Source organism: Achromobacter sp. JD417, from assembly GCF_041879325.1.
Lineage (GTDB): Bacteria > Pseudomonadota > Gammaproteobacteria > Burkholderiales > Burkholderiaceae_B > Achromobacter > Achromobacter mucicolens.
On the sequence record NZ_CP087159.1, the window covers coordinates 1,369,832 to 1,391,667 of the forward strand.

The following is a 21,836-nucleotide window of genomic DNA, read 5'->3' on the forward strand; positions in this document are numbered from 1 at the left end:
GCCATGAACCGCATTCTGCTTGCCGTTTTTCTCGTCGTCCTGGCGGGCCTGCCGATGGTGTCGGCCACGCCCGAATTCTGGGTGACGCAACTGAACTATATCGGTCTGGCCAGCCTGGTCGTGCTGGGCCTGGTGCTGCTGACCGGCGTCGGCGGTCTGACGTCGTTCGGCCAGGCCGCGTTCGTGGGGCTGGGCGCCTACACGACCGCCTACCTGACGACGCAATACGACGTGTCGCCCTGGCTGGCGCTGCCCGCGGGCCTCATCCTGACCGCCGTCGTGGCCTACTTGCTGGGCGCGATCACGCTGCGCCTGTCGGGTCACTACCTGCCGCTGGGCACCATCGCCTGGGGCCTGTCGCTGTATTACCTGTTCGGCAACATCGACTGGCTGGGCAAGCATGACGGCATTGCCGGCATCGAGCCCATCAGCATCTTCGGCATGTCGCTGGCCAGCGGCCGCCACATCTACTACCTGATCTGGGTCTGCGTCCTCTTGGCGCTGTGGGCCACGCGCAACCTGCTCAACTCGCGTCCGGGCCGCGCCATCCGCGCGTTGAAGAGCGGGGCGGGCATGGCCGAGTCCATGGGCGTGAACACCGCCGCGTACAAGATCGTGATCTTCGTCTGGGCGGCGCTGCTGGCCTGCCTGTCGGGCTGGCTCTATGCGCACATGCAGCGCGCGGTCAGCCCCAGCCCCTTCGGCCTGAACTACGGCATCGAATACCTGTTCATGGCGGTGGTCGGCGGCGCGGGCTACGTCTGGGGCGCCCTCTTGGGTTCCAGCGTCATCCTGGTGCTGAAGGACCAGTTGCAGAACCTCCTGCCCAAGCTGCTGGACACCAACGCCAACTTCGAGATGATCGTCTTCGGCGTGCTGCTGATCCTGATGCTGCAGTACGCGCGCAACGGCCTGTGGCCGATCCTGTCGGGCTGGTGGGGCAGCATCACCGGCGCCGATGGCTCGCGCCGTAACCTGGCGCCGCCCGCGGCGGCCCCGGCCCTGCCGACGCGCGAGCGCCCGCAGCCCGGCCAGGTCGTGCTGGAAGTCGATGCCATCCGCAAGGAATTCGGCGGGCTGGTGGCCGTGAACGACATCACCTTCAAGGTGCGTTCGGGCGAGATCATGGGTCTCATCGGCCCGAACGGCGCCGGCAAGAGCACCACCTTCAACCTCATCAGCGGCGTGCTGCCGGTGACGCGTGGCCAGGTCACGTTCATGGACCAGCGCATCGACAGCCGTTCGGCGCGTGAAATCGCCAAGATGGGCGTGGGGCGCACGTTCCAGCATGTGCAGCTGCTGCCGGGCATGACCGTGCTGGAAAACGTGGCGCTGGGCGCGCACCTGCGTTCGGACGTGGGCGTGCTGTCGGGCGCGTTGCATTCGGACCGTGCACGCGAAGCGCAGCTGCTGCATGAGGCCGCCGAGCAGCTCAAGCGCGTGGGCCTGGGTGAATATCTGTACGAACAGGCCGGAAACCTGGCCCTGGGCCAGCAGCGCATCCTGGAAATCGCCCGAGCGCTGGCCTGCGATCCCTTGCTGCTGCTGCTCGATGAGCCTGCCGCCGGCCTGCGCTACAAGGAAAAGCAGGACTTGGCGCGCGTGCTGGAACAGCTGCGCGCGGAAGGTATGAGCATTCTGCTCGTCGAACATGACATGGATTTTGTGATGCGCCTGACCAACCACCTCGTGGTGATGGATTTCGGCACGAAGCTGGCCGAAGGCGTGCCGGCCGACGTGCAAAAGAACCCGGCGGTGCTGGAGGCTTACCTGGGCGGCATCGATGACGACCTGCCCGAGGCCGACCAGGCCAAGGCCGTGCCGGCGGGAGGTGTGTGATGAGCGCAACCAATTCCCCCGTCCTGGAAGTCAGCAACCTGTCGGCCCGCTACGGCAAGGTCGGCGCGCTGGCAGGCGCCTCGCTCAGCGTGCCGGCCGGCAGCATCGTCACGGTGATCGGCGCCAACGGCGCCGGCAAGTCCACGATGCTCAACGCCATCATGGGCTCGCTGCCGCAGACCGGCCACGCCGCCGGCGCCGTGCATTACGCCGGCGCTGACGTGTCGGGCTGGATGGTCGAGCGCCGCGTGGCGGCCGGCATGTCGCTGGTGCCCGAGCGCCGCGAACTCTTCGGCACCATGTCCGTGGAAGACAACCTGCTGCTCGGCGGCTTTCGCCGGTACCGCGCCCGTGAAAGCGGCTGGCGCGACACGCTGAACGAAGTCTTCGACCTGTTTCCGCGGTTGCGCGAGCGCCGCGCCCAGCAGGCCGGCACCTTGTCGGGCGGCGAACGCCAGATGCTGGCCGTGGGCCGCGCGCTCATGGCCAAGCCCACCCTCCTGATGCTGGACGAACCCAGCCTGGGCCTCGCGCCGCGCATCGTGCGCGAGATCTTCCACATCATTGCGCGCCTGCGCGAGACCGGCGTGGCGATCCTGCTGGTCGAGCAGAACGCCCGCGCGGCGCTGCAGGTCGCCGACTACGGCTACGTGCTGGAAACCGGCGAGGTCATCCTGCACGGCCCGGCGCGCGAGCTGGCTGGTGACCCCAAGGTCATCGAAAGCTACCTGGGGCTGGGCAAGGGCGCCGAAGCGGCCTGACGCCACGCGCCAGACCAGAACGCCGGCTGCCGCGAGGGGCCGGCGTTTTGCGTTGTGCCGCAGTGCGCCGACGCATAGCAGGGCCACGCCGTTCCTTCAGCGGGTGGCGTCAAGGCACGGGCGTCCATCGCACGATCAATTCCTCTCCCATCGCGGGATCCGATGTCGAGTCGGCGCCGGTTTCGATACGCCCCGCAAAGCGGCGCAGAAAGGACGGATCCTGCGTGTCGCGCACGCTGATGTCGTACCAGCCGCCGCTGCGTGACATTTCCCAGGCAAGCTCGCGGGATTCGCCGGCAGCCAGCTCGGCCTCGGTGCCGTCGGGGTATCCATAGGCATTGGCCTCGATGCGGCAGACGCGCGGCCTGGTGCCCGGATTATGCAATGACACGCGCAGCCGCGCGCCCGCGCCCTCGCAAGCCGCCACGACCGCCAGCGACGGCTGCCCGATACGCCCGGCGCAGTGCCGATGAAAGCCGTTGGGGCCCAGCACCCACAGGTCATAGCGCCCGTCTGGCGCGGCGGGCCACGTGCCGTCGAGCGTCTTGCCGGCCTCCACGGTGTACCGGCGCGGCCCGCGCTCCAGGTCCAGCCGGTCGTAGACGTGAAACACCGCGCCCGCCGTGCCCACGTTTTCGAACCGCAGGGTGACGCCATCGTCCTGGACGCGGGCGTGTGCCTGCAGCGCATAGGGAAGCGTGCGCGAAGGACGTGTGCCGGCGTGTTGGCGGGCGGGCGCGGGGTCGAGCGGGGCGGGCGGCTTGACCGTGCCGTCCAACGCGGCGGCGCGGGCCGCGCGTTCGGCCGTGGCGGGCAGGCCGCGCAACAGGTCGCCGTCGTCGGGCGCCGCGAAATCGAACACGCTGGTCAGATCGCCGCAGACCGCCAGCCGCCATGGCGAGATGTTCGGCTCGGCCACGCCGAAGCGCCGCTCGATGAAGCGCAACACCGACGTGTGATCGAACACCTGCGAATTGACCCAGCCGCCCTTGGTCCACGGCGACAACACATACATGGGCACGCGCGGCCCCAGCCCGTAGGCGCCATGCAGATGCGCCGGCGTGTCGTCTTTTTCAACGCCGGATAGATGTTCGTGATATTCGCCCGCGGTGTCGGCCGTGGAGGCGCCGGCCAGCTCGCCGGAGGGAAGACGCGATGGCGGCGCCGGGGGCGGCATGTGGTCGAAAAAGCCGTCGTTCTCGTCGAACATCAGCAGCAGCACCGTCTTGCTCCACACGGCCGGATTCGCGGTCAGTGCGTCGAGCACACGCGCCGTGTAGTCAGCGCCCTGCGCGGGGCTGGACGGGCTGGGATGTTCCGAGCCCGCCTTGGTGGCGCAAATCCAGGACACCTGGGGCAGCGTGCCGTCCAGCACATCCTGGCGCAGCAGGTCCAGGTCGCGCGTGGCCAGCGCCTTGTGCTTGAGCGCCGCCAGCGCACCCGGCAGTTCCTGGTACGCATCGCGATAGGCCTTGAAGCCCGCCGTGGGATTGAGGGAATAGTTGTCCGCCATGTTCTGGTAGATGCGCCAGCTCACGCCCGCCCGCTCCAGCCGTTCGGGATAGGTCGTCCAGGTGTAGGCCCCGGCCGGGTCGCCGCCGGTGAGCTTGTTGTAGACATTGCCCATCGCCGGGCCATTGCCGCGCGCCAGGCCGTCATTGGTGCCGGTCCACAGGAACAGGCGGTTGGTGTTGGTGCCGCCGGTGAACGAGCAATGGTAGGCGTCGCAGACGGTGAAGGCGCGGGCCATGGCGTACTGGAAGGGCAGGTCGCTTTCCGTGTAGTAGGCCATCGAATGATTCTTCTTGGCGGCGGGCCAGTTGCCCATGCGGCCGGCGTCCCAGGCGTCCTGCGCGTTGGACCAGGTGTGCGGCGTGCTCGCCACGCGCATGGCCTCGTAGGCTTCGCGCGTATCCAGCCGGTACGGCAGGACGGTGCGCGGCGCGCCTTCATCCGGCTTGTCGTTGTACTGGGCCCAGACGGTGCGATGCCGGGCATCGGGGCTGTCCGGCACCGGGATGGGAAAACGGTCGCCAAAGCCGCGCACGCCCGCCAGCCCGCCGAAATAGTGATCAAACGAACGGTTTTCCTGCATGAAGATCACGATGTGCTCGACATCGCGGATCGTGCCGGTGCGGCGGTTGGCCGGAATGGCCAGCGCGCGGCGGATCGCGGGGGGAAACAGCGACAGGGCGGCGGCGCCGGTCAGGGTGGCGCCGTGGCGCAGGAATGTGCGTCTGCTTTGCATGATCGGGCCTCACGGTCGGAAGCCCACAGCGTACGCCGCCTTGCTGTTATTTGCCTGACGGCCCGCGCGGGGCGCGCGCGGGCCGTCAGGCTGCGTTGTCAGCGGCGCGTGCTTTCCGCGTACTCCATGTACAGCTGATGCGCACGGCGCGCGATCGGGCCGTATTCCAGCGCACGGTCCTCGACGCGGTTTACGTGCACCACCTTGCCGTAGTTGCCCGACGAAAACACTTCGTCGGCGGCTTCGACGTCGGCGCGCGTCAGGCTGCGTTCCTGGACCTCGATGCCATCGGCCTTGAGCAGCGCCAGCACGCGGCGGCGCGTGATGCCGTTCAGGAACGTGCCGTTGTCCACCGGGGTGGATACGACGCCGTCCTTGGCCAGCCACAGGTTGCTGGTGGCGAACTCGGCCAGATTGCCCGCGCCGTCCAGCATGATGGCGTTGTCGAATCCCTTTTCGGCGGCTTCGCGGATGGCGCGCTGGCCGTTGGGGTACAGGCACGAGGCCTTGGCGTCGGTGGGCGCCATGTTGGGCCACGAGCGCGCGAAGCTGGAGAAGCAGGCGGAAAAGCCCTGGTCGCCCGGCATCGGCACCTTGAAGACATGCAGCACGAACTGGGTCTTGTCGGCGTCCGGCAGCAGGAAGCCGTCGGCGCAGAAGAACATGGGCTTGATATAGAGCTCCGAGCCCTCGGGGAAACGCGCCACGGCCTGCAGGCACAGGTCCTGGATTTCTTCCCATGCCATCTGCGGCTTCATCAGCATCTTTTCGGCCGAGCGCACGACGCGCTGGCAGTGCAGGTCCAGGTCGGGCGTCAGGCCGCGGAAGGCGCGCGCGCCGTCAAAGACCATGCTGGCCATCCAGAAGGCGTGGTCCGCCGGGCCGAGCAGTTTGGGGTTTTCAGTGGTCCAGTGACCGTTGTGCCAGAACAAGGCATCCATGATTGTCATCCTTTGCTTGAATCGGGTTGGCGATCGGGCGCGAAGCGGGTCCAGAACGCCGAATCGCCAGAATACATGAGCTAGGCAGCTATTCCTTGGCCAGCGCCGCCTGCACGCGATCGGCAACGTCCGCGGGCATCCATTGCCGCCAGACGGGCGCGTACTGCTTGAGGAAATAGCGCGCGGCGTCCTCCGGCTCCTTGCCCTCGTTTTCCAGCCATCCCAGCGTCGCGTCGATGGCTTCGTCGGGCACCGTCAGCTTGGACAGGAACTCGGTCACGCGCGGCGCCTGCTTGGCAAAATCGGCGTTCACGCCGGTGACGACCGGATTGGGCTTGAACTGCGTGGGCACGGGATCCGCGCACTTGGGATCGGTCATGCAGGTATAGGCCGCCTGGTCGAACGCGGGCAGTTCCAGCTTGACCAGGTCCAGCGCGCCAACCAGCGACGTGGGCGTCCAGTAGTAGAAGACGATGTCGCGTTTGCGCTTGTAGGCCGACACGATGGCGGCCTTCTGCGCGGCGCCGGAGCCGGGCGCGAACAGCGAATAGTCCTTGTCCAGTTTCAGCGCGCGCAGCAGGTTGTCGTTCAGCGTGCCGCAGGCCCAGCCGGCCGGGCATCCGTAGATGCGGCCGCGGCCCGGGTCTTCGGGGTCGGCGAACACCTCCTTGAAGCGCGCCAGGTCGGCGGCGGACTTGAGCTCCGGGTGCCGCTCGACGGTGTAGCGCGGCACGTACCAGCCTTCACCGGCGTCATAGACGTGGCCCACGCCCAGCACCTTGCCGCTGGCCAGCGCCTTCTTCCAGGCGCCTTCGATCTGGCCGGGCCAGACCTCGGGCGTGACATCGACGTCGCCGCGTTGCAGCGCGGCCAGCATGGGCAGGGTTTCGCCGATTTCAACAGACGTCTTGCAGCCGTAGCCGTGTTCCAGCACGAAGCGCTCGATGCCGGCCAGGACAAGATTGGATTCCCAGTTCAGTCCGCTGAAACGGACGGGCCGGTCGACTTCGCAAACGGGGGCGGCGGGCGCGGCCTGGGCCGCGGCGGGGGACAGCAGGGCGGCGGCCAGCGCGAGCGCGCCGAGGCCGGGAACGAGATGCGTGATGCGCATGGTCGGCACCTGTGTAGTAGGGTGCCTGCCATTGTACGGGGCGCTGCCGCGCGCCCCAATGCAACGGGGCCGCTTTGCGCGGCCCCGCGGTCAATCAACCGATAAATCGGATCACGCGCGGGCGGCTCGCCGGCGGTTGAAGAGCGCGCCCAGCTCGCCCACGATGCCGCGCCGGAACGCCAGCACGCAGATCACGAAGATCAGGCCGCTCACGATGGTGACGGACTCGCCCAGGCGCAGGAACCATTCGACGCCGGTCAGGTTGGCCATCATCTGGCCGAAGTCGCCCACCTTGTTCTCCAGCAGCACCACGATGAACGCGCCCAGCACCGGACCGGTCAATGTGCCCAGGCCGCCGATCAGCGTCATCAGGATCACCAGCCCGGACATCTGCCAGGTGGCGTCCGACAGCGTGGCCGACACGAACACCAGCGTCTTGGTGGCGCCTGCCAGGCCCGCCAGGGCGGCCGACAGCACGAAGGCCACCAGCTTGAAGCGGTCGACGTCGTAACCCAGCGAGATGGCGCGCGGTTCGTTTTCGCGCAGCGCCTGCAGCACCTGCCCGAAGGGCGAGTTCACCGTGCGCCAGATGATGAAGTAGCCGATGATGAAGATGGCCATCACCAGGTAGTACAGGTTGATGTCCTTGGACAGGTCGACCAGCCCGAACAGCGTGCCGCGCGGCACGCTTTGCAGGCCGTCCTCGCCACCCGTGAACTTGGCCTGCAGGAAGAAGAAGAACACCATCTGCGACAGCGCCAGCGTGATCATGGCGAAGTAGATGCCGCTGCGGCGAATGGCCAGCGCGCCCATGGCCAGGCCCAGCAGCGCCGCCACGCCCACGCCGAACAGCAGGCCCAGCTCGGTGGGCAGGCCCCAGACCTTCATGCTGTGCCCGGCCGCATAGGCCGCGCTGCCCAAAAAGGCGGCGTGGCCGAAGGACAAGAGCCCCGTGAAGCCCAGCAGCAGGTTGAAGGCGCACGCGAAGAGGGCGTAGCACATGACCTTCATGGCGAAGATCGGATACACGCCTGCGAAGGGAAGCAAGGCCACCACGATGGCCAAGACCGCATAGCCCAGGAATTGACGATTCATTTTTCTTTTCCGAACAGCCCGGCCGGGCGGATCAACAGAACAATGGCCATGATGATGAAGACGACCGTGCTGGACGCTTCGGGCCAGAACACCTTGGTCAGACCTTCGATCACGCCCAGGCCCAACCCGGTGACGATGGCGCCAAGAATGGAGCCCATGCCGCCGATCACGACCACCGCGAACACGACGATGATGAGGTTCGATCCCATCAGCGGCGAGATCTGCAGCACCGGCGCGGCCAGCACCCCGGCAAAGCCCGCCAGCGCCACGCCGAACCCATAGGTCAGCGTGATCATGCGGGGCACGTTCACGCCGAAGGATTCCACGAGGCGCGGATTTTCGGTGCCGGCGCGCAGCAGGGCGCCCAGGCGGGTGCGTTCAATGACGTACCACGTGGCAAAGCAGACGATGATCGATGCCGCCACGACCCAGCCACGGTAGTTCGGCAGGATCATGAAACCCAGGTTGGTCGCGCCGCGCAGGGCCTCGGGCGTGGGATAGGGCTGGCCCGACACGCCGTAGAAGCTGCGGAACAGCCCTTCGATCAGCAGCGTCAGCCCGAAGGTGAGCAGCAGCCCGTACAGGTGGTCGAGCTTGTAAAGGTGCTTGAGCAGCAGCTTTTCGATGATGATGCCGAACAGGCCCACGATCAGCGGCGCCAGGATCAGCATGATCCAGTAATTCAGGCCAAAGTACGACAGCCCCATCCATGCGACGAAGGCGCCCAGCATGTAGAGAGCGCCGTGGGCGAAGTTGATGACGTTGAGCAGCCCGAAGATGACGGCGAGTCCGAGCGACAGCATTGCATAGAAGGAACCGTTGACCAGGCCCAATAACAGCTGGCCGAACAAGGCCTGTATGGGGATGCCGAAAATGTCAGTCATCGTGTGAAAGTCCTGCGCGGTACGGAAGGAAGCGAGCTAGTCAGGAAGGATGCGGCCGGGCTGTCGGCCCGGACCGCATCCGGGATCACATGCGCCGGTTTATTTCTTGACCAGCTTGCAGGTGGACTCGGACAACTTGGTGTAGACCTCGTCGCCAGGCAGCGTCGCCACCACCTTGTAGTAGTCCCACGGGCCCTTGGATTCGGCCGGGGTCTTCACTTGCATCAGGTACATATCGTGGACCATGCGGCCGTCCTCGCGCACGACGCCGCCCTGGGCGAAGAAGTCGTTCACCTTGTTCGACTTCATCCACTTCATCACGTCGTCGCCGTTATCCGAGCCGGTGGCCTTGACAGCGTTCAGGTAGAACATCGCCGACGAGTAATCGCCCGCCTGCAGCATGGACGGCTTGCGGCCGACCTTGGACTCGAACTTCTTGGACCAGGCGCGCGAGGCGTCGGATTGGTCCCAGTACCAGCCGTCGGTCAGGTACATGCCCTTGGTGGCGTCCAGGCCGAGCGAGTGCACGTCGTTGATGAACACCAGCAGGCCGGCCAGCTTCATGCTCTTGGTGACGCCGAATTCGTTGGCGGCCTTGACCGTGTTGATGGTGTCGCCGCCGGCGTTGGCCATGCCCAGGATCTGCGCCTTGGAGGCTTGCGCCTGCAGCAGGAACGACGAGAAGTCCGAAGCGCCCAGCGGTGCGCGCACCTGGCCCTTCACTTCGCCGCCCGCGGCCTTGACGACCGCCATCGTGTCACGTTCCAGCGCGTGGCCGAACGCGTAGTCCGCGGTCAGGAAGAACCAGCTCTTGCCGCCGTCCTTCACCACTGCCGAGCCGGTGCCGCGCGCCAGCGCCACGGTGTCGTAGGCGTAGTGCACGGTGTACGGCGAACATTGGGCGTTGGTCAGGTCGGACGAACCGGCGCCCACTGCGATGAAGGGCTTCTTCTTTTCGGCGGCCACCGCCGCCATGGCCAGGCTGGTGGCCGAGTTGGTGCCGGCGATGATGACGTCGACCTTCTGCTGGTCGAACCATTCGCGGGCGCGGGCCGAAGCGACGTCGGCCTTGTTCTGGTGGTCGGCGGAGACGATTTCGATCTTCTTGCCGTTGACCGTGCCGCCGAAGTCCTCGACCGCCATGCGCACGGCTTCCAGGCCCGCCTTGCCGTCGATGTCGGAGTAAACGCCCGACATGTCGGTGATGAATCCGATGCGGATGACATCGTCGGAGATACCTTGAGCGTGGGCGGTTGCCCCCGCGAATCCCAGGCCCGCCATGGCCAGTGCAGCAGTGATGGTGTGCAGCTTCATGGGATGACTCCTCTTCCCTACGGTGTGGTGTTTGCCGGGGTTCCGGCGGATGACACAGGTTGCTTTAGACGCCCAACAGTTCGTTGAGCGTGTCCTGTTTTTCTGAAAGTTCGGCAGCTTCGAAGTGCTCGACGATCTGCCCGTGCTCCATGACGTAGAAGCGGTCGGCCAGCGGCGCGGCGAAGCGGAAATTCTGTTCCACCATGACGATGGTGTAGCCCCGCTGCTTGAGCGCCGTGATCATGCGGGCCAGCGCCTGCACGATGACGGGCGCGAGGCCTTCGGAGATCTCGTCGAGCAGCAGCAGGTTTGCGCCGGTGCGCAGGATGCGCGCCACGGCCAGCATCTGCTGTTCGCCGCCCGACAGGCGCGTGCCCGGCGAATTGCGGCGTTCCTGCAGATTGGGGAACATGTCGTAGATCTCGGCCAGCGACATGCCGCCGCCAAGCGAGCCCACGACCGGCGGAAGCAGCAGGTTCTCTTCGCAAGACAGGCTGGCGAAGATGCCGCGTTCCTCGGGGCAATAGCCCACGCCCAGGTGGGCAATCTTGTAAGTGGGCAGGTCGATGGCCTCGGTGCCATGGATGCGGACCGAGCCCTTGCGCGAACCGGTCAGGCCCAGGATGGCGCGCAGCGTCGTGGTGCGGCCGGCGCCATTGCGGCCCAGCAGCGTGACGACCTCGCCTTGTCCAACGCGCATGTCCACGCCGTGCAGGATATGCGATTCCCCGTACCAGGCATTCAAGCCCGAGATTTCGAGTGCGGGGGTGCTCATGCGTGCGCTCCTTGAAGTTCGCCGTCGGTCGTGCCCATGTAAGCCTGCATCACGGCCGGATGGCGGGAGACTTCGGCGTAGGAACCTTCGGCCAGCACCGATCCGCGCGCCAGCACGGTGATGGTGTTGGCGATGGAGGACACGACGTTCATGTTGTGTTCCACCATGAGGATGGTGCGCCCGGCGCTCACGCGCTTGATCAATTGCGTGACGCGGTCCACGTCTTCGTGGCCCATGCCCTGGGTGGGTTCGTCCAGCAGCATCAGCTCGGGCTCCATCGCCAGCGTGGTGGCGATCTCGAGCGCGCGCTTGCGGCCGTACGGCAGGTTGACTGTGGTCTCGTCGGCAAAGTCGCCCAAATCCACCTGTTCAAGCAGCGCGCGCGCCGGCTCGTTCAAGGAGGCGAGCCGCTTGTCGCTTTGCCAGAAGTGATAGGACAGGCCGGTCTTGCGCTGCAGGCCGATCCGCACGTTCTCGAGCACGGTCAGGTGCGGGAACACCGCCGAGATCTGGAACGACCGGATGATGCCGCGACGCGCGATCTGCGCGGGCCGCTCGCCGGTGATGTCGATGCCATTGAACCTGATGCTGCCCGACGTGGGAGCGAGGAATTTCGTAAGCAGGTTGAAGCATGTGGTCTTGCCCGCGCCGTTAGGCCCGATCAAGGCATGAATCTCGCCCCGCTTGATACGCAAATCGACCCCGTTGACCGCGACAAAGCCGCGGAACTCCTTGGTGAGGCCTTTTGTCTCCAGGATTGTGTCATCCATGTTCGCTGCACCAGCGTTGTATTTATATGGTCTCTGCCTGACGTTATTGCGTCGGGCCCCCGCAGGGTTGGAAAACTGTTTGCGTGCGCAGTTTTCTTATGAGTTGCCGGCGAGTATGCGGACGTCGCAATCAAAATTCCATGAGGGTTTGTCATAGGTTTTGCACTGCGGAAAGGCCAATTGTCGGCATGCCGACAATGCAGTGCGCATATGGGGAGAAAGGGCGCCCGATATGCAAATGCGTTGCAGCAATTACGCGTTGATCGTCATCAAGATGTCACGCGGCAATAGGCGAGGGAAAACCCGGTTTTCCGCTCGCATAATCGCAGGTGAATACCCGCGCGCCGGTTTCAGGCAGGCGTTTTCTGCTTGAATTCGCAGAGGTCGGAAATGCCACATTGCGGGCACTTCGGCTTGCGCGCCACGCAAACGTAGCGGCCGTGCAGGATAAGCCAGTGATGCGCATCCAGCAGATATTCGCTGGGCACGAACTTCATGAGCTTTTGCTCGACTTCCAGCACATTTTTTCCCGGCGCGATGCCGGTGCGATTCGAGACGCGGAATATATGCGTGTCCACCGCCATGGCCGCTTGTCCGAACGCGGTGTTGAGCACCACGTTGGCCGTCTTGCGGCCGACGCCGGGCAGGGCCTCCAGGGCCTCGCGCGTTTGCGGCACCTGGCCGCCGTGCTGCTCGATCAGGATCTTGCAGGTGGCGATTGCGTTCTTCGCCTTGGTGCGAAACAGGCCGATGGTCTTGATGTAGTCGGCAAGCCCTTCCTCGCCCAGCGCCAAGAGGGCCTCGGGCGTGCCGTATTGCGGGAAGAACTTGCGCGTGGCGATGTTGACCGACTTGTCGGTCGCCTGTGCCGACAGCAGCACGGCGATCAGCAACTGGAACGGCGTGGCGTATTCCAGTTCGGTGGTGGGAGTGGGGTTGGCCGCCTTCAGGCGGGCGAAGATCTCTCGACGTTTGGCGGCGTTCATGACTGCGTGGGATTGCGGCGGGCCCGGGCGCGGGCCAGCGCGGATTCGATGGCGGAGCGCTTGCGGTCTTCCTTTTGCGCATCCTCGGCGGCGGGCGCCACGGGCGCGGGCGCTTCGGGCATCTCCGGTGCCATCAGGCGCGCGTTGTCGGCAGCCAGGCGCTCGGCGCGCGCCTGATGACGGCGATGACGCTCGCGGCTGACGGCGGCGTCCTCGCTGGTCCATGCGCGCCCGGCCGGCACCATCTCGATGCAGTCGACGGGACAGGGCGCCACGCACAGGTCGCAGCCGGTGCACCAGTCGTCCAGCACGGTGTGCATGTGCTTGTTGGCCCCGACGATGGCGTCGACCGGACAGGCCTGGATGCACAGCGTACAGCCGATGCAATGCGATTCGTCGATGCGCGCGACGAGCAGCGGGCCGGGTTCCCCGCGTGACAGATCGAGCGGCAGCAGGGGCGTGCCGAGCAGCGCGGACAACGCGGCGACGCCGTCCTCGCCGCCGGGCGGACAGCGGTTGATCGGCGCGGCGCCCTCGGCGATGGCTTCGGCATAGGGCCGGCAGCCGTCGTAACCGCATTTGGTGCATTGCGTCTGAGGCAGCAAGGCATCAACGCGGTCGGCTAATGAGCGACAGGACATGTAAAGCCAGTAATGAAAAGGGGCCGCTTGGGCCCCGGGGATACGGATCAGGCTGCTGGCGGCGCCGGGCTTACGCCCGTGCCCCGCCGGATGGACGGCGCGGCGCCGTCCTTAGGCCGATTGCCGGATGAACTCGGCAATTTTAGGACAGATCATTTCGCGCCACCGGCGGCCCGAGAAAATGCCGTAGTGGCCGCAGTTCGGCGCGGTGTAGTGCGCCTTGCGGTCGGCGGGGATGTTCTTGCACAGCGTGATGGCTGCGCGCGTCTGGCCCTGGCCGGAAATGTCGTCCAGTTCGCCTTCGATGGTGAACAGGGCCACATCCTTGATGTCGGCCGGGCGCACCAGCTTGCCGTCCACTTCCCAGGTGCCGCCGGGCAGCGCGAACTCCTGGAACACCATGCGGATCGTGTCCAGGTAGAACTCGGCCGGCATGTCCAGCACGGCGTTGTATTCGTCGTAGAACCGGCGGTGCGCTTCGGCATCGCTGTCGTCGCCGCGCAGCAGGTCCAGGTAGAAGTCGTAATGCGACTTCATGTGGCGGTCCGGATTCATGGCCATGAATCCCGCATGTTGCAGGAAGCCCGGATAGACCCGGCGGCCGGCCCCCGGATAGCGGGGCGGAACGGGGTGAATCACCTGGTTTTCAAACCAGGTATAGGGCTTGGTCGTGGCCAGCCGGTTGACCTGCGTGGGCGACTGGCGCGGGTCGATGGGACCGCCCATCATCACCATGCTGCGCGGCTGGCAGGGATCGTTGGCAGAGGCCATCAGGGACACGGCGGCCAGCACCGGCACCGTGGGCTGGCACACGGAAATGACGTGCACGTCCGGGCCCAGGTGGCGGATGAAGTCCTGCACGTAGCGCACGTAGTCGTTCAGATGGAACGGCCCGGCCGACAGCGGCACCATGCGCGCGTCGACCCAGTCGGTCACATAGAGGTCATGGTTGGGCAGCAGGGCGCGCACGGTATCGCGCAGCAGGGTGGCGTGGTGCCCGGAAAGCGGGGCCACCAGCAGCACCTTGGGATCGTTCCTGCCGGCCAGGCGCACGTCGCGCTGGAAGTGCACCAGTCGGCAGAACGGCTTGTCCATGGCCACGGCTTCGATCACGCGCACGGACTTGCCGCCGATCTGAGTGGTGGGAAGATTCCAGGCGGGCTTCTGGTATTCCTTGCCGATACGGGTCATCAGCTCATACCCGGCGGCCATCTGGCGCGAGATCGGGGTATAGGCGAGCGGGCTGTAGGGGCTGGAGAACAGCTGAGAACCGGCGTCCGTGAATGCAGCGAACGGAGTCAGGAAGGCGCGCTGCATTTCGTGCAATTGGTACAGCATTTCGGGGAAGTCCTTCTGGGTCGAGCGTGTGCCCCGATTATTGCTCCGAGGCGTAACGATATTTCCAATCAGACTGAAGAATGTCAGGCAAAGTGCCTGATTTTGTTGCTAAAAAGCGACCCGTCATGTGTTTCGCACCAGTTTAGGGCCGCGTTCATGCCTTGCGGTGATGCCAAAAGGTGGATTTATGCACTACGCCATGCAGTGCGGAATCACCAGTAGTTTTCTACTGCCAGGTTGCCCGGAATGCCGCGGCGTCCCGGCTTGAATCCCCGATCACCCAGCAATTTTCGTGCCTCCGCCAGCATGGCGGGGTTGCCGCAGAGCATGACCTTGGCGGTCTCGGGATCCAGCGGCTGGCCGGCCAGCTGCTCCAGGCGGCCATCGGCGATCAGCGTGGTGATGCGCGCTTGCGGCATGCCGGGCACGGCTTCGCGCGTGGCGATGGGCAGGTAGACGAGCTTGCCGGGATCGGCGGCAAACATCTCGGCCAGGGCCGGATCGCGACGCCAGGACTCGATTTCGTCGCGATAGGCCAGTTCGGCTGCGGTGCGCACGCCGTGCACCAGGACGATGCGGCGGTAAGCGCGCCAGACGGCCGGGTCGCGCAGGATGGACAGGTAGGCCGACAGACCGGTGCCCGAGGCCAGCAGCCACAGGTCGCCGCCGGGCGCAAAGCGCTCCAGCGTGAGAAAGCCGTAGGGGGCCTTTTCGACGTAAAGCGCATCGCCAGGCTGCAGACGCGCCATGCGCGGACTGAACAGACCGTCCGGGACAACGATGGAATAGAACTCCAGCCAGGGCTCATGCGGGGCCGAGACCATGGAATAGGCGCGCCAGATCGTGGGCGCGCCGTCCGGGTCTTCAGCGCCGGGCAGACCCACCCGGGCGAACTGGCCGGGCACGAACGTGAAGGCCTCGTCCCGCGTCACGCGCACGGAGAACAGTTTGTCCGGCACCCAGGTGTGGACGCTGGTGATGGTCTGGCGCGTGTATTTGGAGTCGTCGGTCATCGGGACATCGCACGGAAAGCGCCGGTCCGGCGTGCGGCCGGCGCCCGTGGATTACTTTTCCAGGTATTGCAGCTTGTCCTGCTTGCCGTTCCATTCGTCGGCGTCGGGCAGGGGCTTCTTGGCGCGGCTGATGCTGGCGAATTCCGGGGAGAGTTCGGCGTTCAGCGCGATGAAATTGAGTTGGTCCTGCGGCACGTCTTCTTCGGCGTAGATCGCGTTGGCCGGGCATTCGGGGATGCAGACCGCGCAATCGATGCATTCGTCGGGGTCAATCACGAGGAAGTTCGGACCCTCACGAAAACAGTCCACCGGGCACACGTCGACGCAATCGGTGTACTTGCACTTGATACAGTTTTCGGTGACTACGTGGGTCATTCAGGAACTCCGGGGATCGGCGGCAGATGTGTCTTAATGGGCGGATTTTACCCAATGCCGCGCCGATGTGCCGGCAATACCCGTATTGACAGCGTGGCCCATCGTGTCGAAGGCCCGCTGCTTCATGCTATGGTGTCGCGAAACGAAACGCGCAATCATGATTATTACTTCGCTGCTCGACACCGACCTGTATAAATTCAGCATGATGCAAGTGGTGCTGCATCACTTCCCGGCTGCCCAGGTCGAGTACCGGTACAAATGCCGGACGCAAGGCGTGGATTTGCGCCCCTATCTGGACGAAATCCGCGACGAAGTGCATCAGCTATGTCAGTTGCGCTTCACGGAAGACGAGCTTAAATATCTCGGCAGCTTGCGTTTTATCAAAAGCGACTTCGTTGATTTCCTGGGTTTGTTCCACATGCCGGAGCGCTGCATTCACATCAGCGAAGGCGAAGGCCCCGGCGAAATCAGCATCGAGGTCAAGGGGCCGTGGCTGCACACGATCCTGTTCGAGATCCCCGTGCTGGCCATCGTCAACGAGGTCTATTTCCGAAACACCCGCAAGCATCCGGACTGGGAAGAGGGCCGCAAGCGCCTGCAGTCCAAGATGCATCTGGTGCTGGACGATCCCGCGCTGGCGGATTTCCGCGTGGCCGAATACGGCACGCGGCGCCGCTTCTCCAAGGCCTGGCACGAAGAAATCGTCTCCACCATGAAAGCCGAGATGGGCCCGCATTTCGCGGGCACCAGCAACGTGCTGCTGGCCAAGGAACACGACGTGCTGCCGCTGGGCACCATGGGCCACGAGTATCTGCAGGCCTGCCAGGCCCTCGGTCCGCGGCTGCGCGATTCGCAGGTGTTCGCGCTGGAAGTCTGGGCCAAGGAATACCGCGGCGACCTCGGCATCGCGCTGTCGGACGTCTACGGCATGGATGCGTTCCTGCGCGACTTCGACATGTATTTCTGCAAGCTTTTTGACGGCGCACGCCACGATTCCGGCGATCCCTTCGTCTGGGGCGAGCGTCTGCTCGAGCACTACCGCAAGAACCGCGTCGATCCGCGCGCCAAGACGCTGGTGTTCTCGGATGCGCTGACCTTCCCGCGCGCCATCGAGCTGGCGCGCCAGTTCTCGGGCCGCTGCAAGGTGTCGTTCGGCATCGGCACCAATCTCACCAACGACCTGGGCCACGAGCCGCTGCAGATCGTCATGAAGATGGTCCGCTGCAATGGCCAGCCGGTGGCCAAGGTGTCGGATGCGCCCGAAAAGACGATGTGCGACGATCCCGCCTACCTGGCCTATCTGCGCCAGGTTTTCCAGTTGCCGCCTGCCTGACGACGCCCGGGCGTCGCGCGCGGGCAGCGTTACCCAGTTCCAACCAAACCACTCGACTCTAGGGGAATTCTCATGAGCAGCATCAAGCGCTTTCACGTGACCAAGCGCCTGTCGGACATGGCCGTGTACAACGGCGTTGCCTACCTGGCGGGCCAGGTGCCGGACGATGCCACGCTGGACATCACGGGCCAGACCGAGCAAGTGCTCGCCACGATCGACCGTCTGCTGGCCGAAGCCGGCACCGACAAGACCAAGATCCTGATGGCCCAGATCTACGTGGCCAACATGAAGGAATTCGACGGCATGAACAAGGCCTGGGACGCATGGGTTGCCGACGGCAACTCGCCCCCCCGCGCCACCGTCGAGGCCCGCCTTGCCAACCCCGACTACAAAGTCGAGATCGTGGTGACGGCCGCCCTGTGATGCACGCAGGCTGAATGCCGGCCTCATCCGGCACATAGAAAAGCCCTCTGGCCAACGCCGAGGGCTTTTTCTTTGCGTGGATGTCAGACCAGGCGTCTGACTCCCCTTGCAACGCCGCTACACGGTGTCTGACACCCTCAGAGACGCCGCTACAAGCTGAAGTTCATCGCCCCAGGGTGTCAGACACCCCGCCCTGCCGCGTTAAGCGCCCATCAGCATGATGCCCGCCAGCAAACCGCCCAGTTCCTCGCAACGCGCCAGATCCGCCGGCGGCACGGTCTTGGGCGCCAGGATCTGCGCGGCGGTCTGGGCGCCCAGGTTCACGATGACGGCGGGCGCGACCGGGGTCAGCCGCCAGCCGGTGCAGATGCGTTCGACCTGCCGGGCGGCGCCCGCGCCGTCGCTGCCCGCGCTGATCATGGCCGCGTAGGGCAGTCCCTGCAGGCGGTCCAGCACCGCGTAATAGTTGCGGTCAAAGCACTCCTTCATCTCGCCGCTCAGGCTGGCGAAATTCTCGGGGGCGCAGAAGATGAACCCCTGGCTGGCCAGTATTGCGTCCGCGCCAACCTCCTGCGCGCGCAACAACGTAACGCGCAGGTCGTCCGGCTGCTCCAGTGCGGCCGCCGCTTCAGTGGCCCCGCGCGCGGCGGCGCGCGCCATCTGCTGTGCCGCGCCCGTGCGCGAATGCCAGACGATCAGCAATTCCTTCATGCGTACCGCTCCGCCGGGTCCTGCCGGTAATACGCCCGCAGCATCGCATACCACTCGGGCAGGGCCTGCTGCATGGGGTGGGGATCCACGAAGAAGTGCTCCGAACTGACCGCAAAGAACTCGCCTTCGTCCGTGGCCGCGTAGGGATCCATAGGCAGCTGCCCGTACCAGGCGTCCGCTTCCTCGCTTTCGGGATCCACGTCGCGCGGGATCGCCGCCTCCACGGCGTCGACCGCCGCAATGAAGCGGTCCAGGCTGTCGTCCAGCACCTGGCGCCACGCGCGCGGCTGGATCTCGGGATGCGCCGACAGCGACGGCATGCCGTCCGCAAAGCCCGAGCGCAGGTCCAGCTTGTGGGCAAATTCGTGGATGACCACGTTAAAGCCGCCTTCGGACAACTGCGTGTCCTCCCAGGACAGGACCAGCGGCCCGCCTTCCCAGGCTTCGCCCGCGGCGTCCTCGATGTACTCGTGGACCACGCCATCCTCGTCCTGACGCGAGCGCGGAATGCGGAAGCTGGCGGGATACACGATGATCTCGTCCCAGCCTTCGTACAGCTCGGGCGTGAGGTTCAGGATGGGCAGGCAGGCCTGCGCGGCGATGGATAGCCGCATGAAGTCCGAGACCTCCAGTCCCTGCGCGCCGTTGATGGTCTTGCTGGCGAGCAGCCACGCGGCGCGCGACTGCAGCTGGGCGGCTTCGTCCTGCGTCAGCACGGCCAGAAACGGATAGGTGTCCAGCACCTGCCGCCACAGTTCGGGCGGGATGCGGGCCTGCATTTCGGCGACCTCGGACGGGCGGGCGCCGCGCCCCTTCAGCCAGCGCAACATAAGCTTTGGTTCCTTCCATATGCCGGGATGCGGCAGGGTGTTCAGGGTGATTGAACCCTAGTGTAGAGTGTCGGGATATTCAACCAGATACCTGTGCAACGCCCGTCATGTCCGCCCCGCCTGTTCCCGATGCGCCTTCGCCATTCGACGCTTCCTGGCGGCAGGAAGCCGGGGCGGGCCTGGATGCCGATGGCCTGACGTTGCTGGACCGGGCCGTCGCCTGGGCCGAGCCGCGTTTCCACGGCCAGAACGCCCTCACGGGCGAACCGCTTGCCGGCCACGGCGCCGGCGTGGTCCGTATCCTGGCCGCCATGCACACCGACGCGGCCACGCGCACCGCCGCGCTCCTGGCCGCGCTGCCCACCGACCTGATGGCTCCCGCGCCGTCCCTGCGAAACGACCCCATCGCCGCTGCCTTTGGCACGGAGGTCGCGCGGCTGGTGCAGGGCGCCTACGCCCTGCTGCGCCTGGGCGTGGTCGCCCGCCAGGCCAGCGATGTCGCCGCGGTAAGCGGCTCGCAAAAGGAAATGCAGCGCAAGATGCTGCTGGCCATGGCCGCCGACCTGCGCATCGTGCTGATGCGGCTGGCATCGCGGCTGCGCACGCTGCGCTGGCACGCCGAAACCAAGGCCCCGTGCTCGCCCGACTTTGCCCGCGAGACCCTGGACCTGTACGCGCCGCTGGCCAACCGGCTGGGCATCTGGCAGATCAAATGGGAAATGGAAGACCTGTCCTTCCGCTTTCTTGAGCCCGAAAAGTACAAGCACATCGCCCGCCTGCTGGAAGAAAAGCGGGTCGAGCGCGAGGCCTTCATCGCCGGCGCCATCGCTCGCCTGCAACAAGCCCTGGCCAAAAGCGGCATCCAGGCCGAGGTCAGCGGCCGGCCCAAACACATCTACAGCATCTGGAACAAGATGCGCGTCAAGCGCCTGGACTTCTCGCAGATGTACGACCTGCGGGCGCTGCGCGTCATCGTCGACGACGTGCGCGCGTGCTACACGGCGCTGGGCATGGTGCACGAGATGTGGACGCCGCTGTCCGAGGAATTCGACGACTACATCTCGCGGCCCAAGCCCAACGGCTACCGGTCCCTGCACACGGTGGTCACCGATGACGATGGCCGCCCCTTCGAAGTGCAGATCCGCACGCGCGAGATGCATCAGTTCGCCGAATACGGGATGGCCGCGCACTGGCGCTACAAGGAAGCGGGCGCCAAGGGCGGCCAGGTGGCCGCCTCCAGCGAATACGACCGGCAGCTTGCCTGGATGCGCCAGTTGCTGGCCTGGAACAGCGAAGTCGAGGGCGGCGCGGACACGCCGCCCGAACCGGCCAAGCCCGCCTCGGGCAGGGCCGCCGCGGGCAAGAGCCGCGGCGCGGTGGCGGCGCCCGCGCACACCGACGAGCGCATCTATGTGCTGACGCCCCAGGCGCGCGTGATCGAGCTGCCCGCCGGCGCCACGCCGGTGGATTTTGCCTACCACCTGCATACCGACCTGGGTCACCGCTGCCGGGGCGCGCGCGTCGACGGGCAGATGGTGCCGCTGCAGACGCATCTGTCCACCGGACAGACCGTGGAGATCATCTCCGCCAAGTCCGGCGGCCCGTCGCGCGACTGGCTCAATCCGCAGTTGGGCTTTCTGGCCAGCCCCCGCGCACGCGCCAAGGTGCGCATGTGGTTCAACGCCATTGAACTGCAGCAACGCATCACGCAGGGCCAGGCGCTCGTCGAAAAGGAACTGCAGCGCCTGGGCAAGACGGCCATCAACCTGGAGCAGCTGGCCCAGAACCTGGGCTTTGCCCGCGCCGACGACCTGTACGTTGCCGCGGCCAAGGAAGAATTCAGCCTGCGCCAGATCGATGCGGTGTTCCAGCAGCCGGCGCCCGCGGCCGAGCCCACGCCGGCCGCGCTGCGGCACGCCAGCGCGGGCAGCGCCGAGAAAAGCGGCAAGAGCGGCGTGCTGGTGGTCGGGGTTGGGTCGCTGTTGACGCAGCTTGCCCGCTGCTGCCGCCCCGCGCCGCCGGACGCGATCTCCGGATTCGTGACGCGCGGTCGCGGCGTGTCTATTCACCGCCGCGACTGCCACAGCTACCTGGCGCTGGCCGCGCGCGAGCCCGAACGCGTCATCGAGGTGGCGTGGGGCGAAACCGCCGATACCTTCTATCCGGTCGACATCAGCGTGCGCGCGCACGACCGGTCGGGCCTGTTGCGCGACCTGTCCGAAGTGTTTGCACGCCTGCGCCTGAACGTGGTGGGCGTGAACACGCAGAGCAAGCAGTCGCTGGCTCACATGGTGTTCACGGTGGAAGTGCGCGGCGGCGAATCGCTGTCGCGCGCGCTCGATGCGCTGGCCGAAGTGCCAGGCGTGTCGTCGGCGACGCGCCGCTAGAAGGGTGTCCGGCAGCGGCGCCGCTGCCGGAGATTGCCCCGCGCGCCGAACAACGCGGGGC

Annotated in this window: 20 protein-coding genes; 5 read left to right on the forward strand and 15 right to left on the reverse strand. The window is 65.9% G+C overall.

Annotated features, from left to right (window positions below; all coding sequences use genetic code 11):
- Window positions 1-3: 3 nt before the first annotated feature.
- Window positions 4-1,839, forward strand: coding sequence for an ATP-binding cassette domain-containing protein (locus LN047_RS06290; RefSeq protein ID WP_056321803.1), 1,836 nt, complete (start codon window positions 4-6; stop codon window positions 1,837-1,839).
- Window positions 1,839-2,600, forward strand: coding sequence for an ABC transporter ATP-binding protein (locus LN047_RS06295; RefSeq protein WP_056321805.1), 762 nt, complete (start codon window positions 1,839-1,841; stop codon window positions 2,598-2,600). Before LN047_RS06290 ends, LN047_RS06295 begins: the two co-directional genes overlap by 1 nt.
- Before the next feature lie 109 nt (window positions 2,601-2,709).
- On the opposite strand, the gene LN047_RS06300 is transcribed toward LN047_RS06295, so the two are convergent.
- From LN047_RS06300 to fdxA, 13 genes are all read right to left on the reverse strand, one after another.
- On the reverse strand, window positions 2,710-4,848 hold the full coding sequence (locus LN047_RS06300) for a phosphocholine-specific phospholipase C (protein ID WP_373981347.1): 2,139 nt from the start codon (window positions 4,846-4,848) through the stop codon (window positions 2,710-2,712).
- 98 nt (window positions 4,849-4,946) lie between these two features.
- Window positions 4,947-5,789, reverse strand: a complete 843-nt coding sequence (locus LN047_RS06305) for a branched-chain amino acid aminotransferase (RefSeq protein ID WP_175235156.1) — start codon at window positions 5,787-5,789, stop codon at window positions 4,947-4,949.
- An 88-nt stretch (window positions 5,790-5,877) separates the two neighbouring features.
- Complete coding sequence (locus LN047_RS06310) at window positions 5,878-6,900, reverse strand: ABC transporter substrate-binding protein (RefSeq protein ID WP_175156296.1); 1,023 nt, start codon at window positions 6,898-6,900, stop codon at window positions 5,878-5,880.
- A gap of 111 nt (window positions 6,901-7,011) precedes the next feature.
- Window positions 7,012-7,995 (reverse strand): branched-chain amino acid ABC transporter permease, encoded by a 984-nt coding sequence (locus tag LN047_RS06315; protein WP_062840536.1) that lies wholly within the window; start codon window positions 7,993-7,995, stop codon window positions 7,012-7,014.
- Window positions 7,992-8,879, reverse strand: coding sequence for a branched-chain amino acid ABC transporter permease (locus tag LN047_RS06320; protein ID WP_056321820.1), 888 nt, complete (start codon window positions 8,877-8,879; stop codon window positions 7,992-7,994). Before LN047_RS06320 ends, LN047_RS06315 begins: the two co-directional genes overlap by 4 nt.
- A gap of 99 nt (window positions 8,880-8,978) precedes the next feature.
- Entirely contained in the window at window positions 8,979-10,193 is a 1,215-nt protein-coding gene (locus LN047_RS06325) for an ABC transporter substrate-binding protein (RefSeq protein ID WP_062840537.1), read from the reverse strand.
- Between the two features lie 64 nt (window positions 10,194-10,257).
- Window positions 10,258-10,968 carry an ABC transporter ATP-binding protein gene (locus LN047_RS06330; RefSeq protein ID WP_062840538.1) on the reverse strand — a complete coding sequence of 237 codons (711 nt, stop codon included), beginning with the start codon at window positions 10,966-10,968 and terminating at the stop codon, window positions 10,258-10,260.
- Window positions 10,965-11,738 carry an ABC transporter ATP-binding protein gene (locus LN047_RS06335; RefSeq protein ID WP_062840539.1) on the reverse strand — a complete coding sequence of 258 codons (774 nt, stop codon included), beginning with the start codon at window positions 11,736-11,738 and terminating at the stop codon, window positions 10,965-10,967. The genes LN047_RS06330 and LN047_RS06335 overlap by 4 nt, the downstream gene beginning before the upstream one ends.
- 350 nt (window positions 11,739-12,088) lie before the next feature.
- Window positions 12,089-12,724 carry an endonuclease III gene (gene nth / locus LN047_RS06340; RefSeq protein ID WP_062840540.1) on the reverse strand — a complete coding sequence of 212 codons (636 nt, stop codon included), beginning with the start codon at window positions 12,722-12,724 and terminating at the stop codon, window positions 12,089-12,091.
- Window positions 12,721-13,365 (reverse strand): electron transport complex subunit RsxB, encoded by a 645-nt coding sequence (gene rsxB, locus LN047_RS06345; protein WP_226848401.1) that lies wholly within the window; start codon window positions 13,363-13,365, stop codon window positions 12,721-12,723. The genes nth and rsxB overlap by 4 nt, the downstream gene beginning before the upstream one ends.
- 111 nt (window positions 13,366-13,476) lie before the next feature.
- Complete coding sequence (locus LN047_RS06350; RefSeq protein ID WP_373981348.1) at window positions 13,477-14,703, reverse strand: polyhydroxyalkanoate depolymerase; 1,227 nt, start codon at window positions 14,701-14,703, stop codon at window positions 13,477-13,479.
- A gap of 212 nt (window positions 14,704-14,915) precedes the next feature.
- Window positions 14,916-15,716 (reverse strand): ferredoxin--NADP reductase, encoded by an 801-nt coding sequence (locus LN047_RS06355; RefSeq protein WP_373981349.1) that lies wholly within the window; start codon window positions 15,714-15,716, stop codon window positions 14,916-14,918.
- A gap of 51 nt (window positions 15,717-15,767) precedes the next feature.
- Window positions 15,768-16,091, reverse strand: coding sequence for a ferredoxin FdxA (gene fdxA / locus LN047_RS06360; RefSeq protein WP_006389264.1), 324 nt, complete (start codon window positions 16,089-16,091; stop codon window positions 15,768-15,770).
- A 157-nt stretch (window positions 16,092-16,248) separates the two neighbouring features.
- Here fdxA and pncB point away from each other — a divergent pair, with 157 nt between their 5' ends.
- The gene (gene pncB / locus LN047_RS06365; protein ID WP_223574573.1) at window positions 16,249-17,424 is read left to right on the forward strand and encodes a nicotinate phosphoribosyltransferase; all 1,176 of its coding nucleotides are present in this window, start codon (window positions 16,249-16,251) and stop codon (window positions 17,422-17,424) included.
- Window positions 17,425-17,496: 72 nt separating this feature from the next.
- On the forward strand, window positions 17,497-17,847 hold the full coding sequence (locus tag LN047_RS06370) for a RidA family protein (RefSeq protein ID WP_056321843.1): 351 nt from the start codon (window positions 17,497-17,499) through the stop codon (window positions 17,845-17,847).
- A gap of 201 nt (window positions 17,848-18,048) precedes the next feature.
- Here the strand turns inward: LN047_RS06370 and LN047_RS06375 are convergent, their stop codons facing one another.
- The gene (locus LN047_RS06375) at window positions 18,049-18,558 is read right to left on the reverse strand and encodes a flavodoxin family protein (RefSeq protein ID WP_373981350.1); all 510 of its coding nucleotides are present in this window, start codon (window positions 18,556-18,558) and stop codon (window positions 18,049-18,051) included.
- Window positions 18,555-19,388 carry a zinc-dependent peptidase gene (locus LN047_RS06380; RefSeq protein ID WP_175235152.1) on the reverse strand — a complete coding sequence of 278 codons (834 nt, stop codon included), beginning with the start codon at window positions 19,386-19,388 and terminating at the stop codon, window positions 18,555-18,557. The genes LN047_RS06375 and LN047_RS06380 overlap by 4 nt, the downstream gene beginning before the upstream one ends.
- A gap of 107 nt (window positions 19,389-19,495) precedes the next feature.
- On the opposite strand from LN047_RS06380, the gene LN047_RS06385 reads away from it, so the two are divergent.
- Complete coding sequence (locus tag LN047_RS06385; protein ID WP_142050322.1) at window positions 19,496-21,775, forward strand: bifunctional (p)ppGpp synthetase/guanosine-3',5'-bis(diphosphate) 3'-pyrophosphohydrolase; 2,280 nt, start codon at window positions 19,496-19,498, stop codon at window positions 21,773-21,775.
- The last annotated feature ends 61 nt before the right edge of the window (window positions 21,776-21,836 follow it).